General features: G+C 68.9%; 15 protein-coding genes and 1 pseudogene. 7 read left to right on the forward strand and 9 right to left on the reverse strand.

The annotated features are described in order from the left end of the window. Positions 1-43: 43 nt before the first annotated feature. The 6 genes from ADL25_RS50075 to crcB form a co-directional block, all read right to left on the reverse strand. On the reverse strand, positions 44-835 hold the full coding sequence (locus ADL25_RS50075) for a hypothetical protein (RefSeq protein ID WP_059132680.1): 792 nt from the start codon (positions 833-835) through the stop codon (positions 44-46). A 30-nt stretch (positions 836-865) separates the two neighbouring features. Then, positions 866-1,735, reverse strand: a complete 870-nt coding sequence (locus ADL25_RS50080; RefSeq protein WP_059132681.1) for a hypothetical protein — start codon at positions 1,733-1,735, stop codon at positions 866-868. Positions 1,736-1,775: 40 nt separating this feature from the next. Beyond that, positions 1,776-2,654, reverse strand: coding sequence for a hypothetical protein (locus ADL25_RS49435; RefSeq protein WP_147317794.1), 879 nt, complete (start codon positions 2,652-2,654; stop codon positions 1,776-1,778). A 291-nt stretch (positions 2,655-2,945) separates the two neighbouring features. Beyond that, positions 2,946-3,320, reverse strand: a complete 375-nt coding sequence (locus tag ADL25_RS39225; RefSeq protein WP_059132683.1) for a fluoride efflux transporter FluC — start codon at positions 3,318-3,320, stop codon at positions 2,946-2,948. Further along, on the reverse strand, positions 3,317-3,667 hold the full coding sequence (locus tag ADL25_RS39230) for a DUF190 domain-containing protein (protein ID WP_059132684.1): 351 nt from the start codon (positions 3,665-3,667) through the stop codon (positions 3,317-3,319). The genes ADL25_RS39225 and ADL25_RS39230 overlap by 4 nt, the downstream gene beginning before the upstream one ends. Continuing rightward, positions 3,664-4,149 (reverse strand): fluoride efflux transporter CrcB, encoded by a 486-nt coding sequence (crcB, locus tag ADL25_RS39235; RefSeq protein WP_059132685.1) that lies wholly within the window; start codon positions 4,147-4,149, stop codon positions 3,664-3,666. The genes ADL25_RS39230 and crcB overlap by 4 nt, the downstream gene beginning before the upstream one ends. Positions 4,150-4,500: 351 nt before the next feature. Here crcB and ADL25_RS39240 point away from each other — a divergent pair, with 351 nt between their 5' ends. The 4 genes from ADL25_RS39240 (at position 4,501) to ADL25_RS39255 (ending at position 8,927) form a co-directional block, all read left to right on the forward strand. Further along, positions 4,501-4,995, forward strand: a complete 495-nt coding sequence (locus ADL25_RS39240; protein WP_059132686.1) for an inorganic diphosphatase — start codon at positions 4,501-4,503, stop codon at positions 4,993-4,995. A 117-nt stretch (positions 4,996-5,112) separates the two neighbouring features. Next, positions 5,113-5,913 carry a GNAT family N-acetyltransferase gene (locus tag ADL25_RS39245; protein ID WP_059132687.1) on the forward strand — a complete coding sequence of 267 codons (801 nt, stop codon included), beginning with the start codon at positions 5,113-5,115 and terminating at the stop codon, positions 5,911-5,913. Positions 5,914-6,534: 621 nt separating this feature from the next. Further along, positions 6,535-8,262 (forward strand): ATP-binding cassette domain-containing protein, encoded by a 1,728-nt coding sequence (locus ADL25_RS39250; RefSeq protein WP_234381235.1) that lies wholly within the window; start codon positions 6,535-6,537, stop codon positions 8,260-8,262. Positions 8,263-8,471: 209 nt separating this feature from the next. Further along, entirely contained in the window at positions 8,472-8,927 is a 456-nt protein-coding gene (locus ADL25_RS39255; RefSeq protein ID WP_059132689.1) for a tellurite resistance TerB family protein, read from the forward strand. Positions 8,928-8,981: 54 nt separating this feature from the next. Here the strand turns inward: ADL25_RS39255 and ADL25_RS39260 are convergent, their stop codons facing one another. From ADL25_RS39260 to ADL25_RS39270, 3 genes are all read right to left on the reverse strand, one after another. After that, the gene (locus ADL25_RS39260; protein ID WP_059132690.1) at positions 8,982-9,914 is read right to left on the reverse strand and encodes a M56 family metallopeptidase; all 933 of its coding nucleotides are present in this window, start codon (positions 9,912-9,914) and stop codon (positions 8,982-8,984) included. A gap of 6 nt (positions 9,915-9,920) precedes the next feature. After that, positions 9,921-10,301: a BlaI/MecI/CopY family transcriptional regulator gene (locus ADL25_RS39265; protein WP_059132691.1), complete on the reverse strand. Its 381-nt coding sequence runs from the start codon at positions 10,299-10,301 to the stop codon at positions 9,921-9,923. Positions 10,302-10,428: 127 nt separating this feature from the next. Further along, the gene (locus ADL25_RS39270) at positions 10,429-10,650 is read right to left on the reverse strand and encodes a twin-arginine translocase TatA/TatE family subunit (protein ID WP_059132692.1); all 222 of its coding nucleotides are present in this window, start codon (positions 10,648-10,650) and stop codon (positions 10,429-10,431) included. A 179-nt stretch (positions 10,651-10,829) separates the two neighbouring features. Here ADL25_RS39270 and ADL25_RS39275 point away from each other — a divergent pair. The 3 genes and pseudogenes from ADL25_RS39275 to ADL25_RS39285 all read left to right on the forward strand — a co-directional run. After that, positions 10,830-11,489 (forward strand): annotated as a pseudogene (locus ADL25_RS39275) (ion transporter); the annotation flags it as partial. 323 nt (positions 11,490-11,812) lie between these two features. Further along, the gene (locus tag ADL25_RS39280) at positions 11,813-12,283 is read left to right on the forward strand and encodes a cation:proton antiporter regulatory subunit (protein WP_059132693.1); all 471 of its coding nucleotides are present in this window, start codon (positions 11,813-11,815) and stop codon (positions 12,281-12,283) included. Between the two features lie 5 nt (positions 12,284-12,288). Next, positions 12,289-13,548: a cation:proton antiporter gene (locus ADL25_RS39285; protein ID WP_059132694.1), complete on the forward strand. Its 1,260-nt coding sequence runs from the start codon at positions 12,289-12,291 to the stop codon at positions 13,546-13,548. Positions 13,549-13,835 lie beyond the last annotated feature (287 nt).

Genomic DNA, 13,835 nt, shown 5'->3' on the forward strand with positions numbered 1-13,835 from the left:
GCATCGCATGCCGGTCCCTGTCCGCAGGGCCGAAGCACCGTTCTTAGCGTGGTTGGCCTGTGGTGGCTAACTCGCCTGAATCCGGACATGAGGTGGTCCGGTGACCTCGCGAACGGTCTTCGAGGTCGGGGAACAGCGTGAGCTGGTCACCTTGGCGCAGTCGGGTCTTGTCGCCTCCGTTTGGCGTGCCCGCTGTCCTGGGTGGGCTCACGGTCCCACGCGTCCTTGGGACGTGCACGGTCTGGCCGGTAGCTCTCCGCTGTCCGATCCTCTGGTCGGGAGCGGTCACACCTGGCCGTCGCCGTGCTCGGTGCCCGAGTGCGCGTCGTCCAATCGTCACGCTGGCGCCGTGATGCCGCGTGACGGTGATCTTCTGCTGCTGGAGTGGATGCTGCCAGTGCTGGCTGCCCCAGATCGAGGTGTAGGCGGGATCTACTGCGATCACCACAAGGCCCTGGTGGAAGGCCATGGCTCGCAGTCGTTCACGGAAGCGGGCGGTGGGGACACCGGCCACGGTGCGGCGGAACGTCTTCCCGCGTGCGCCTCGGCCCATGGTCTCCCGGCCCACAGCGCGGGCGTCATCGAAGCCCAGGTTCTCCACCGCGATCCCGGCGCAGCTGTGCTCTTTGGCGATGCGGATTAGCTCGGTGACCGCGGCGCGGAGCCGTCCGTCCCGTGTCGAGGCGGGGCCGGACATCTCCAGCGGTACGGTGATGGGGTCGCCGACGGGGTTGCCGTGCGGGTCGAGCAGGTAGGCAGCCAGGTGATCGGCGTTCAGGTCGATACCGAGCAGGCGTTCGCCGGATGCCTGGATCTCCTTGGGCGTCGGCAGCACGACAGGACCGCAGGACCACGAGGCATCCAGCTACCAGCGGTCACGCGCGGGGTCATACACGATGTCGTAGCGGACGGCCCGGTTGGCCATCGCCCGGTCCAGCCACTCCTCACGGCGGTGCGAGAAGGCCACGGTGCAGGCCAGGTTGTACCGGCCCCGGGGGGCGTTGGCCAACTGCCGCAGCGGCTCGGGCAACACGATCGACACCTGGCCGGTCTCCGGATGGACGCTGATGGTGTAGTTCCCGAAGGGGGCTCCGGATTCTCCGTCGGCGGTGAGGAACAGTCGCTCAGCCACCCACCGCTGCCGCCACTCCTCGACGGTGAGTTCGGCCTTCTCCAGGTTGTGCCGCAGTTGAGCCAGGCGGCGGCCACCCACCACGATCGACGGGCGCCCGGATTCGATACGGTCCTCCACCACGGTTAGCCGGGCGGTGAGGATCTGTAAGCGGCGCTGCTTCTCGTAGCGCTCTGCCTGGTCGGCGTAGCCTCGCGTCTTGCCCGCGCGTTTGCCGCAGGGCGCGGCAAGACGGCGGGAGATCGTGCGGATAGCGCGGCGCGGGCAGGCGCGCTCATCGAACAGGACGCGCATGCTGAGCTGGTACTGGTCCTGCGAGGCGCGGGTCATGGCCCCCGCCCAGCGGGACGACGACACAGCGGTGAGGTTCTTCTTCCGGGCAGCGCGCTGGTTGTCCTTCGCCTTCACCCTGCCGACCGATACACGCTCGGCGAGGTCGGCCCGCTGGTGGTGCCCGAGATGCTCACCGACGCGCCACAGAACCTCGGCCTCTTCGGTGGTGACGCACAGCCGGTCCCGGATACGGGCACCGGTCGGTGCGGCGATGGTGAAAGGGGCCGCGAGCGGGCGCAGCACGCGCTTGTTCTTACGACGTCGCGGCATGATCGCGGCCCTCCCTTCGGCGTCTTGTCAGGGATCGGTGTCAGTTGTCGACGGGATAGGCGTCGAGGTAGCGGACACCCTGCTCGGGCGGGATCGGTTCTCCGCTCTCGTGGTCGATGCAGTGAGCCTCGAAGGTCTGCTCCTCGGTTAACGGGTGGAATGTGCCGTCCACCAGGTACCAGCAGCGAAGCTCCTTGACGGGGATCTTCGTCCCGTTCGCAGCCGTGTGCGAGATCGCGTGAGTGAAGGTGCGGACGGTGATGCCCAGTTCGTCTCTGTCCTGGACCGTACGGTGCAGTCCGGCAGCAACCAGAGGGTTTTCGATCTCGACGGAGCCGTCCTTGCCGATGGTCACGCCGGTGCTCCAGCCATTGCTGAAGGTCACCAGGTGATGACCCGTGCCGGCGGGAGCGACCAGGTTGTTGAGCGTGAGCTGGATGGGGCTGCCGGGTTGGATGGCGAGCGCGGCAGCAGCAAGATCCCGGGCCTTGGTGAACGAGGCGATCTGCTCGTCGCTGGGGAATTCGTGCCGCCAACCGGTGAACGATCCGACCGCGTTGTGGCCGATCACGGTTACCATGCCCGCGCTGCGGGGCGGCTCGTAATCGCAGGCACCGCGCCCACAGTACAGGCCCTCCCAGCCCTTCCGGTGACGCGCTGTCGTGGGCTTGACCTCGATCGAGAATCCGCAGCCGGGGCAGACGATAGCGACCTTACCGGCCTGATTCTTGGCCCTGGCACTGGACCGCTTCTGCTTCTCCAGCAGGAACCAGCCTGGTGGTTCCTCATGCCACCGCGCTATGTCCTCCCGGGCAGGAAACTGCTTTCCCTTCCGCTTGAGTAGCCGCCGAGTAACCCACTCGCAGTCGCCACCGAGCGCCTTGCGGATCTCCCCGATCGTTGCGCGGCCCTGAGGCAAGGAAGCCTCCTTCATCAAATCGCAACTCGCTGCCTAAACAGTACATATGACCAAACCTCACTAACAAATCTCCATCCTCAACGGCCGACTCGACCGCCCCGTCAGCAGACGCGCCTGCGCTGACCTGGAGCCGTACAACCGGCCGGAGAAGGAGGTGACGATCACCAGCCTGTCCCGCGCCAGGTCTCCGTCTCCGCTCCCGTGCGACCGTGCGTGCGCCGCCGGCACCTTCGCCGGGATGGGGATGCCGAGCCGAGGCCTCGCAGCAGGGCGTCGCCCACCGCGCCGCGGTCAGGCCCAGATCGACTGGGCCAGTGCGGCGCCGGTGAAGGCGGCGCCGAGGCCCGCCACGATGCTGGCCACGGCGTTCGCCGCGGCGAAGAAGCGGGCGCCCTCCTCGGCGAGCCGCAGCGTCTCGTAGGACAGGGTGGAGTACGTGGTCAGCGCCCCGCACAGACCGGTACCGATCAGGAGTTGGAGATTGGACGAGATACCGCCGGCGAGGACCGCCCCGGTGATGAATCCGAGGGTCGTGGAGCCGACCACGTTGACGGTGAAGGTGCCCCACGGGAAGACGGTGTCGTGCCTCGACTGAACGGCCCGGTCGGTCAGATACCGCATCGGTGCCCCGACGAGGGCGCCCGCGACGACCAGGAGCCAGTTCACGCGCTCTCCTTCCTGTCACGGCTGTAGCGGATGACCTCGCACTCGTCGAGGATCACCAGGCCCTCACCGACCAGTTCGTCCAGCTCGGGCACGAAGGCGCGCACACGGTCCTCGGAATCCACGATGACGACCGCGACGGGCAGGTCCTCGCTCATCGACAGCAGCCGCGAGGTGTGGATCAGGGAGCAGGCACCGAATCCTTCGATTCCGCGGAACACACTGGCGCCGGCGAGACCGGCGGCGTGCGCCCGGTGCACGATCTCCGAGAAGAGGGGCTTGTGATGCCAGGTGTCGTTCTCGCCGATGAGAATCGTCATCCGCAGGGCGGTTCCGGTCAGCCTCGTCATGACTGCCTCCACTCGACGACGCGGCGGGTCAGGTTGGCCCCGCTCCACACAGCCGCCAGCGCCGCCAGCATGGTGGCGGCCAGGTAGAGAAGCCCGAGGGGAGCATGGCCGCCGTCGACCAGGCGCTGGATGTCCACCGCGTAGGTGGAAAAGGTGGTGAAGCCGCCCAGGACGCCGGTGCCGAAGAAGGGCCTGACCAGCCGGTGAGCCGCCCACACATCAGTGATGATCACCATGAAGACACCGATGACGGCGCAGCCGATGACGTTCACCCAGAACGTCGTCCAGGGAAACGCCCCCGGCGCGGTCGGCCACAGCAGAGCCGCCCCGTAGCGGGCGCAGGCGCCGATGGCACCGCCGACGGCTACGGCCGCGATGACCGGCCACTGTCCTCGGCGCAGCTCACGCCGCTGCGCGGGCACACGTAGATCGACGTCCGGATCGGTGGGTTCGTTGATCACGTCGGATCGGGCCTCTCCCATACAGGTCTCCTACTCGCACAGCGCCGGGCATGCCCAGGACGCACTCGATTGCAAGCAGGGACCGTTGGCAGCGACGTCACCGCGGTTGGGTACGGCGGGCCCCACCGCCGTGCGGCCCATGGGGCCGCTGTTGCCACCAGGGTAACGTGACGTGGCGGCGTCGCTCGACAGGACCCCCGAATCCCGCCGCGGAGATGCCTTGGGCCACGACCGGCGCCCTTTGAGGGGATCGCGTCGGCGCGGGACACTGGCCGTAGGACGTGGATCGTGACGAAGGCCTGCCGCAATCGCGTCCCCGAAGCACTGACGGCCTCTACGCGGACCAGGACCTGGTGACCGGAGGAGGTGGCGATGCCCAGGATCGCCATAACGGTGGACGCGACCGTCGCGAGCACGATCCGGCGCGACGAGGGGATCTCCGGGCCTTCCGCGGACCTCGAGCCGCAGGCGCACGGAACAGGCGGCTGGCCGGTGGGACACGGTTCCGTCGTGAACACACTCGGTGACGACGGCCGACCCCTCGAAGCGCTGGTGCTGATGTGCGAACCGGCGCTCCCTGATGACGACCTTCAAGCCCGGCCTGTCGCGACACTCCACCTCTCGACGCCGGGGCGCGCGGTGAACGAGGTGCTCTGTGTCGCCGAAGCCCCCTGCTTCGGTGACCTCGCGGACACCCACGACCTTCCTCGCTGGCACGCGGAACCCGGAGCATGGGCCGAGGCGCTCGCCCGGCTCACTCCTGGCCGCACCTATCAGGTAGCCGGATGCGGGCCGGCCCGGGAAACCGAGGAACTGCTCTCCGCGGCCCGCCACTGCTACCTGCGGCTCACCGGCTGCCTCGAATGAGAGCCCTCCTGGTGCCGGCGTGTCCCCGCTGTGAACCGGATGCTCACGATCGACCTCGGGTGTGCCCACCGGCGGTGCCCGAAGCGACCACGACGGGCCCGACCATAGGATCTGCACATGAACGCCGATCTCCTCGAGCCGTCGCGTGTGGACGCCGCAGCGCGGGCCTGGGGCGCCGCACTGCTGCACATCGCCGGCGCCGACCCCCGCATGCGCCGGGAGGCCGGCCGGGACGAGACATGGATGGTCGTCACGGGCAGCCCCGCGCCCTCCGTCAACGGAGTCTTCTGCCTCGCCCGTGTCCCGGCGCCTGACCAGGTCGAACTCCTCGCCGACCGGGCGGCGAGGACGGCGGCGCAGTACGCGGGACCGGTGTCCTGGTCGGTCCAGGTGCGGTCCCACCCCGCAGAGGCGATCGTGAGGACGGCAGCCACACACGGTCTCACGGCGCAGTCCTGGGAGCCCTTCATGGTGCGCGACCTCGAGGCCGCACCGCACAGCGCACCGTCCGACTCTCCGCTGCGGATACGAGCCGTCAACGGTACGGAAGCCGACCTCTATGCCGCCACGCTGGGCGCAGGCTTCCAGGCACCCAAGGAGATCTTCACCCCCCTGTTCACAGCGGCCGTGCTGGACGCCCCCGGGATCACCGCCTACCTCGGCGAGGTCGACGGCATCCCCGTGGCCACGGGGATGGGCATCCTCCTCGACGGCCATATCGGCGTCTTCAACATCTCGACCGCGGCGGCGCACCGCAAGCGGGGGTACGGGGCCCTGATCACCGAGCACGTGGTGCGCCAGGGCCATCACCAGGGCGCGCGCACCGCATACCTGCGCGCCAGCGACATGGCGGTGTCCGTGTACGCATCGCTCGGCTTCACCGTCGCCGAACACTGGACGTACCTCACCGCACCCTGACCGACGGGCGCCGGATCCCGGCGACTCAAGAGCTCGGTCACCGAGTACGTTCTTCGACGGCCGACGGTGACAAGGAACTCGAGGCGGCGAGCGAACGTGGCGGCTCGGCTCGGGTCCTCACCACCGTCCGTTCGGCCGGCGACCACTCCTCGCCAAGTACCTGTATCCGCACCGGGGGTTGAAGAGCCGGGTGCGGTCCGCGTCCGGTGGACCTCCGGCCCGCCGGAACACTCCGCCACGGCCCCACTGGTCCCCTGGGCATCGCTCCGGCGTTTCGGCCACCCCCTCGTGCGGCAACTCCCCGTCGGATCCTGGGTCCATGCCGCCTACACGGGCCCGTTTTCGCTTCTCCATGCGGATTTCGAGCCGACCGAAATACGTGTGTTCGAGTCGAGGGCCGGTTTCGTTGACCTCGATGTCGCCGCAGCGCGTCCTCGACATCGATCCGGAGGAGCCCCATTGGCCTCGACAGAAACCGCACACGACCAGGCCGGCAGTGTCCCCCCACCACCGCCCGCCGAGATCACATACACCGGTGAGTACTCGATCAACCCGCTCGGTGAGGCATCGTTCGGCAAACTGTGCGCGCAGATCCCGACCGTGCTGCGCCGCATCGTACGTATGGCCTGGCGCATCGACCGCACAGCCGTGGCCCTGCTGCTGGCCTGCCCGGTACTCGTCGGCGTCGCCGCCGCGGTCCTCCTGGCTGCGACCGCTCGGGCCATGCACCCCCTCCTCACGGACGGAACGGTCACCGACCGATTGCACCAGGCAGCCCCCGCACTCATGGTCGTCGGGGTCGCCGCGGGCCTCGCGCGCATCGCCGGCACCGTCGCGACCTATGCCGAACGACGCATCACGCCGCGTCTGACGACCGAGACGGACACGGCCCTGGTGGAAGCGGTCTGCCGTGTCGAGGCCTCCGCACACACCGTCGACGGCTTCTCCGATCGTCAGGAAGCCGCGGAGATGGGCGTCATCCGCACCCACGTCATGGTCACCGACGCTCAGCGCTTCCTGTCCGCGCTCGTGAAGATGGTCACCGCCTCAGCGGCGATCTCCGTGCTCAACCCCCTGCTGCTTCCGCTGCTCCTGCTCGCCGTGCTCCCCGCCGGTGTCGGCGCGATCCTGACCGCGCGGGTGGACTACGAGATCCACTACGCCAACGTGGCCGACCGCAACGTGCGCGGCATGATGCGCTGGTGGTCCACCACCCCGAAGTACGGCGACGAGGTCCGTGCGAACTCGATGACGGACTATCTCGTGTTCTGGTACCGGTCCCTGTCCGAGCGCTGCGACACCCGCACACTGGCCGCCGCGCCCCGCACCCTGCGCATCGGCCTGCTGTCCTCGCTGGCCGCCGGGGTGTTCCTCGTCGCCACATGGGGCGCGCTGGCGTGGCTGGCGGTGACGGGCAGGATCGCACTCGCCCTGGCCGCGACCGCGGTCGTCGCCGTACAGACGACACTGGCCGCCCTCTCCCAAGTGATCATCAACGGCGCTGCCCTCTTCCACACCAGCCTCTACCTGACCGACATGCAGGCCTTCCTCGACGACGCGTCCGCACGCGCCCCGAGGCGCGGCTCGTCCCAAGTCGACGCGCCGGTGGCCGAGATCCGCCTGGAGGAGGCCGTCTACCGGTACCCGGGCAAGGACAAACCCGCCGTCGCCGGCGTCTCGCTCACGCTGCGCCGCGGTGACATCCTCGCGGTCGTCGGCGCCAACGGCTCCGGCAAGTCCACGCTCACGCGACTGATCACCGGGATCTACCTGGCCGACAAGGGCCGTGTCACCTGGAACGGCATGGACCTCGCCGAGGTCGACCCGCAATCCGTCTGGACACAGACCGGGCTCGTCCCGCAGATCTTCGCGCAGTGGCCGCTGCGTGTGCGGGAGAACATCACCCTGGGACAACCCCGCACCCACCACGACGACCCCGTATGGGAAGCCGTCGACGCCGTCGGCCTGCGCGAGGCGATCCAGGATCTCCCCACCGGCCTGGACACCCTCCTCGCCCGCGAGATCTTCGGCGGTGCCGAACTCTCCGGCGGGCAGTGGCAGCGCATCGCCTGCTCCCGTGCGCTGTACCGGCGTCCGCCCCTGCTCATCCTGGACGAGCCCACCTCACAGATGGACCCGCGTGGAGAGCACCGCGTCTTCGAGCGGATCAAGGAGATCGCCTCCGACCGCATCACCATCGTCGTCACACACCGCCTGGAGAACACCAAACTCGCCGACCACATCGTCGTCCTCGAACACGGCCGCATCACCGAACAAGGCCGCTACGACGACCTCGTCCACGCCGGAGGCCTCTTCGCCGAACTCCTCGCCCTGTCCAGCGATCGCTGACCCTCGGCACCACCGCGGCCGGTGCCGGAGGCGGCGCGGTCGCGGCCGAAATCGTCGACGCAGTGGGCGACTTCCCGAAAGACATACCGAGAGCGAAGGCGGACCCGGAATCGACCTGTCGCCCCTTGCAAGCTTCTACAAAAATGTAGAATCACGGGAGTCCGGGCTGCGCATGCGGCACGGACTCCCGTTCGAGACCTGGAGCGCTCATGGCCCTGTGGGACCGCATCAAGGAATCCGCTGCCACCATGCAGACCCAACTGGTGGCGAAGAAGAACGATCTGAAGAGTGGCGCCTTCCGCGACGCATCCATGGCGATGTGCGCGCTCGTCGCGGCCGCGGACGGCACCATCGACCCGTCGGAGCGGCAGCGCGTCGCCCAGCTCATCGCCAGCAACGAGGTGCTGCAGAACTTCCCCGCCGACGACCTGCGCCGTCGTTTCGAGGACAACCTCGCCAAGCTCACCGCCGACTTCGCCTTGGGCAAGGTCAGCGTGCTGCAGGAGATCGCCAAGGCGAAGAAGAAGCCCGCCGAGGCCCGTGCCGTCATCCAGATCGGCATCGTCATCGGCGGCGCCGACGGCGACTTCGACAAGGACGAGCAGGCCATCGTCCGCGAGGCGTGCTTCACCCTCGACCTTCCGCCGCACGAGTTCGATCTGTAGCCGCGAGGCGTCCTCGACATGAGCCGTGCCGCCTCGAGCGGCACGGCTCGTCTGCTACAAGGGCGTGGCCGCCTTGAGCACGAGGAACAGGGTGACGGCGGAGTTCGCCGACGACAGCGCGGACGCCATGGTGCCCGCTGCGGCGGTCCACACCGCCAGGCCCACCGCGGTGAAGACGGGCGGCCAGGCATGCACGGTGGGAGGCGGCCCGAGCAGCGCGGCCACCCGGCGCGGGACGGGACCGGCCGAGGCCACTCCGGCCAGAGTCGGCGCAGGGGCACCCCGCGAGACCAGCGCCGCCCTGCCGATCGTCTGCGCCATCACCCGACGACTTCCCAGCCGGGCCGCAGCTTCCTCGTCCGCCCACCGCTCCACGGTGTAGGACACCGCCGTACACAGCGGCCGAAGAAACCGGTTCGCCTGCGCCGCCAACTGCACCACCAGCAGGAACCGGTGATGGTGACCGGTCAGATGTACCCGCTCGTGGGCGAAGAGCGCTCGCCGCTGCTGCCCGTTCAGGGTGGCGAGCATGGCCGTGGACACCACGACCCGGCCCCGCCGGCCCCCGGGCAGCGCATACGCATAGGGCACCTCGTCCGGCAGCACCGCCACCGACTTCCTCGGCAGCCCGGCGAGCGCCTCTTCGGCCCGCCGCCGGACCCGGTGGTGGCGCCAGAGCACTCGCGAACAGGCGGCCATGACGACGAACAGGGCGGGAATGGCGGCCGTTCCCGCGACTTCGTCACAGGGGACGGCATCACGGACCTCCTCGTCCGACCAGCCGTCCGGCAGCGGGTTGCCCGGCAGTTGGGCGGTGCCCACCACCATCAGCAGCGCGAGGCACACCGTGCTGCACAGGGCCAGGACCCCCGCCGCCACCGACAACAGCCATGTCGCGGTCCGCGGATGCAGATGCTGCTCGGCCAACCGCGCCACCGGCCAGGCCGTCAACGGCAGCACCAGGGGCAGGAAGACGAACACCCCCATGAGGCTTCAGACTTCTCCTTCCGGACCCAGCAACTGCCGCAGGAGACGCTCGTCATCGGGCTCCAGGGAGGTCACGAAGCGGGCCAGCACGGCCTCCCGGTCGCTCTCGCCGTCGAGCAGCTTGCGCATCTTGCGTGCGGCGAGCCCGGCCTGGTCCGAGACCGGCGTCCACACAAAGGACCGCCCCGCCCGTTCCCGGGTCACCGCCCCCTTGTCCAGCAATCGCGTCAGGATGGTCACCACGGTCGTGTAGGCCAGGTCTCCGCCGAGACGCTCCTGCACCCAGCCTGCGGGCGCCGGGCCGCGCGCCTCACGCAGGGCCGACAGGACCAGCCCTTCCAGCTCACCCTGCCCCCGCCGCCGGGGACGCTGTCGCCGGTCGCTCACGTCCTCTCCCTTCCGCCGGTCACCACGCCACAGGCTGTAGATCGTAGAGCCCCCGGGCGCACCTTCCGCCGAGCAACAGGAACCAACTCCACGTCATCCGGCCGCGTCGGTCCAGTCGGCCGCAGTGTCAGTCCCGAGTGGGCCGGTCGTCGCGGCGCAGAACGGTGCCTTCGACGACCCGTCCGGCGTCCGACGCTTCAGCGGGCTCCTGTTCCTTCAGCGCCCTGGCTTCGCTCTTGAAGATCCGTGTGGCCTTGCCCGCGGAACGCGTCAATTCGGGCAGCTTCTTCACCCCGAGTACGACGACCACCACGAGGAGCACAAGCGCCAGCTCACTCAGGCCGAACATCAGATCAACTCCCTCTCCGCGAACGGCGACCGGCCAGCACATCGACACGGACCGCTGCCTACTACATTACTGTAGAAGTCTTGCGCAGAGCGTGATCTCTCAACAAGCCCGCCTTCCGCCCGGATGGCCGGGAACAGTTTGCTGCACGGAGGAACACAGCGGGATGACGGACGGTGCTCCGAGACTTCTTCCGCGACCCGTGGAACCTCTTCGACCTCGCCGTCGTACTGAGCACCTTCCTGCCCGTCGTCCGCGAGAACACCACGGTCCTGCGGCTGCTGCGACTGGCCCGCGTGCTGCGGACGGCCCGGTTCCTGCCCCAGCTCCGCATCGTCCTCGTCGCGGCCGCCCGCAGCCTGCCCGGCACCGTCAGCTTCCTCCTCGTCGGCGCCCTGCTGCTGTATCTGTACGCGATGGTCGGCTGGGTCTTCTTCGCCCACCACGACCCGGAGCACTACGGCTCAGTCGGCCATGCAGCACTCACCCTGTTCCTGCTCATGACCCTCGACGGCATCACCGACGCCGTGCACGCGGGCCTCGAGGTCTCCCGCTGGAGCCTCCTCTACTACGCCTCCTACGTCCTGCTCGCTTCCTTCGTCCTCGTCAACGTCCTCGTAGGAGTCGTACTGACCTCCCTCGAGGAAGCCCGCGACATGGAACAGGACCCTTCACCGCCGGCGCCTCGCCCGGAATCCGCCCCCATCGGGCAGCAGGCGCTGCTCGAGCGCGTCATAATCGCCCGCCGCGCCCTGAACGACCTCGAACGCGAGCTCGCCGGTACATCGCCGCCCTCACCCGCTGCGGACCGGGCCGCCCCGTCCCCTCGCGGGCACACGTAGCCCGTGCGGGCAGATCCGCGGAGACCGCGACTCGGGCCGGGTGAGATAGATCACTCCAATGTCGACGCCACAGCTTCCGGGAGCCCGAGCCGCGTTGATCGATCGGCAGCGCCGGAAACCGCCGTACCAAGGTGTCGACGACGAAGCGGCACCTCCTCCGGCCCTCTCGCTCATGGGCCGCGGAGCCCGCTGCCGGCCGACGGTCTGCGGGTGGGCACCTTCGGTGGTTTCCGAGGCAGCCGTTAAGGTGGCATCAAGATTTTCCAAAGAGACGGTCAAGAACATCCGCTCGGACAGGAGGGGCAACCGTGGGCACCACGCGAATGAGCAGTACGCCGTTGCCGGGGATCGGCGTGCGTTACGACCTCACCACGCGGGAACAGCGTCGCCTGTCGGTGGTGGCCCACCGAGACGGTTCACGAACGCTGAGTGCCTACCAGGATGACGATCCGGACGCGTGTGCTTTGTCGGTGCGACTGACCTCCGGAGAGGCGGAGACGCTCATCGACGCGATGATGCCCCAGCATCACAGCTCGAGTCTGCTGTCGACCACCGAGCTCGGACTGGTCGCCGAGCGGATCGAGTTGGCGGCGACGTCGTACTGGAACGGACGGGTGCTGGGCGAGACGCGGATGCGCACGGAGACCGGAGTGTCGATCGTGGCCGTGCTGCGCCGCGCCGAGGCGATCCCCTCTCCCGGGCCGGACTTCCGGTTGGCCGGCGGTGACACGCTCATCGTGATCGGCACGCGCGAAGGTGTGGATGCCGCGGCCGCGATCCTCGGACGGGACTGATCGCGGTGCACTCCTCTGCGGTGTTCCTGACGGAGTTCGGCGCGATCATCCTCGGTCTCGGCCTGCTGGGCCGATTCGCCGCGCGCTTCCGGTTCTCGCCGATCCCTCTGTATCTACTGGCCGGTCTGGCCTTCGGTGAGGGCGGGCTGCTCCCACTGAACACGAGCGAGGAGTTCGTGGCGACCGGCGCCGAGATCGGCGTGATCCTGCTGTTGCTGATGTTGGGCCTGGAGTACACGGCCAGCGATCTGGTCTCCAACCTCAAGACCCAGTACCCGGCCGGGCTGGTCGACATGGCGTTCAACGCGCTACCCGGCGCCGCGATGGCACTGTTGCTCGGCTGGGGCCCGGTCGCGGCGGTCGTCCTGGCCGGTGTCACCTGGGTGTCCTCGTCCGGCGTGATCGCCAAGGTACTCGGCGATCTCGGGCGACTCGGCAACCGTGAGACTCCGGTGATCCTGAGCATCCTCGTATTGGAAGACCTGTCCATGGCGGTCTATCTGCCGATCATCACCGCGCTGCTGGCCGGGACCGGACTCGCCGCAGGTGGCTTCACACTGGCCATCGCCCTCGGCGTCGCAGGGTTGGTGCTGCTGCTGGCCGTGCGCTATGGACGGCACATCTCCCGGTTCGTCTCCAACGAGGACCCCGAGAAGCTGCTGTTGGTGGTGCTGGGTCTGACCCTCCTGGTCGCGGGCGTGGCCCAGCAACTCCAGGTCTCCGCCGCCGTCGGCGCGTTCCTCGTCGGTATCGCCCTGTCCGGCGAGGTCGCCGAGGGGGCGCACAACCTGCTGGCGCCGCTGCGGGATCTGTTCGCCGCGGTGTTCTTCGTCTTCTTCGGACTGCACACCGATCCGTCCAGCATTCCACCGGTGCTGCTGCCCGCTCTCGTCCTGGCCGCAGTCACCGCGCTCACGAAGATCGCCACCGGATACTGGGCCGCGAAGCGAGCCGGGATCTCCGCCAAGGGTCGCTGGCGCGCGGGCGGCACCCTGGTGGCACGCGGTGAATTCTCCATCGTCATCGCGGGACTTGCGGTCACCGCGGGGATCGAGCCCTCGCTCGGCCCGCTGGCCACCGCGTATGTGCTCATTCTGGTGATCCTCGGCCCGCTCACCGCCCGCTACACCGAACCGGTGGCCCTGGGTCTGACGGCCCGGCTGGGCCGGTCGGCACCAAGGGAGAGGACACCGGCCGAAGTCGCCGAAGCACGCGAGGAGCTGCGGGAAGCGGTGGCCGGACAGGACACGGCCGGCACGCGCTGAAGGCGGTCGCGGACGTCGATCTCCTCGGCGAGTGAACGGGTCCTCGGCCCGGCGGATGCTGACGGGCTTGGGCCTCAGTGGCAGGCCCTCGTCCACCTCGGCGGCCTCGGCTTCCGCGAGGGCACGGTAGGGCGAGGCGACGCAGGAGGACGTGCCCGCGGTGCTGGAAGAGCCGGTGTTGCGGGTGTAGTACATCTCGTCGCCCTCGTAGCCGAACCCAGCACCGGCCCCGGCGGGCAGGACGAAATACACGTCGGCTTCCCGCTCGACCAGAACGAAGGCGTCCC

It is taken from the genome of Streptomyces sp. NRRL F-5122 (assembly GCF_001507435.1).
GTDB lineage: Bacteria > Actinomycetota > Actinomycetes > Streptomycetales > Streptomycetaceae > Streptomyces > Streptomyces lannensis.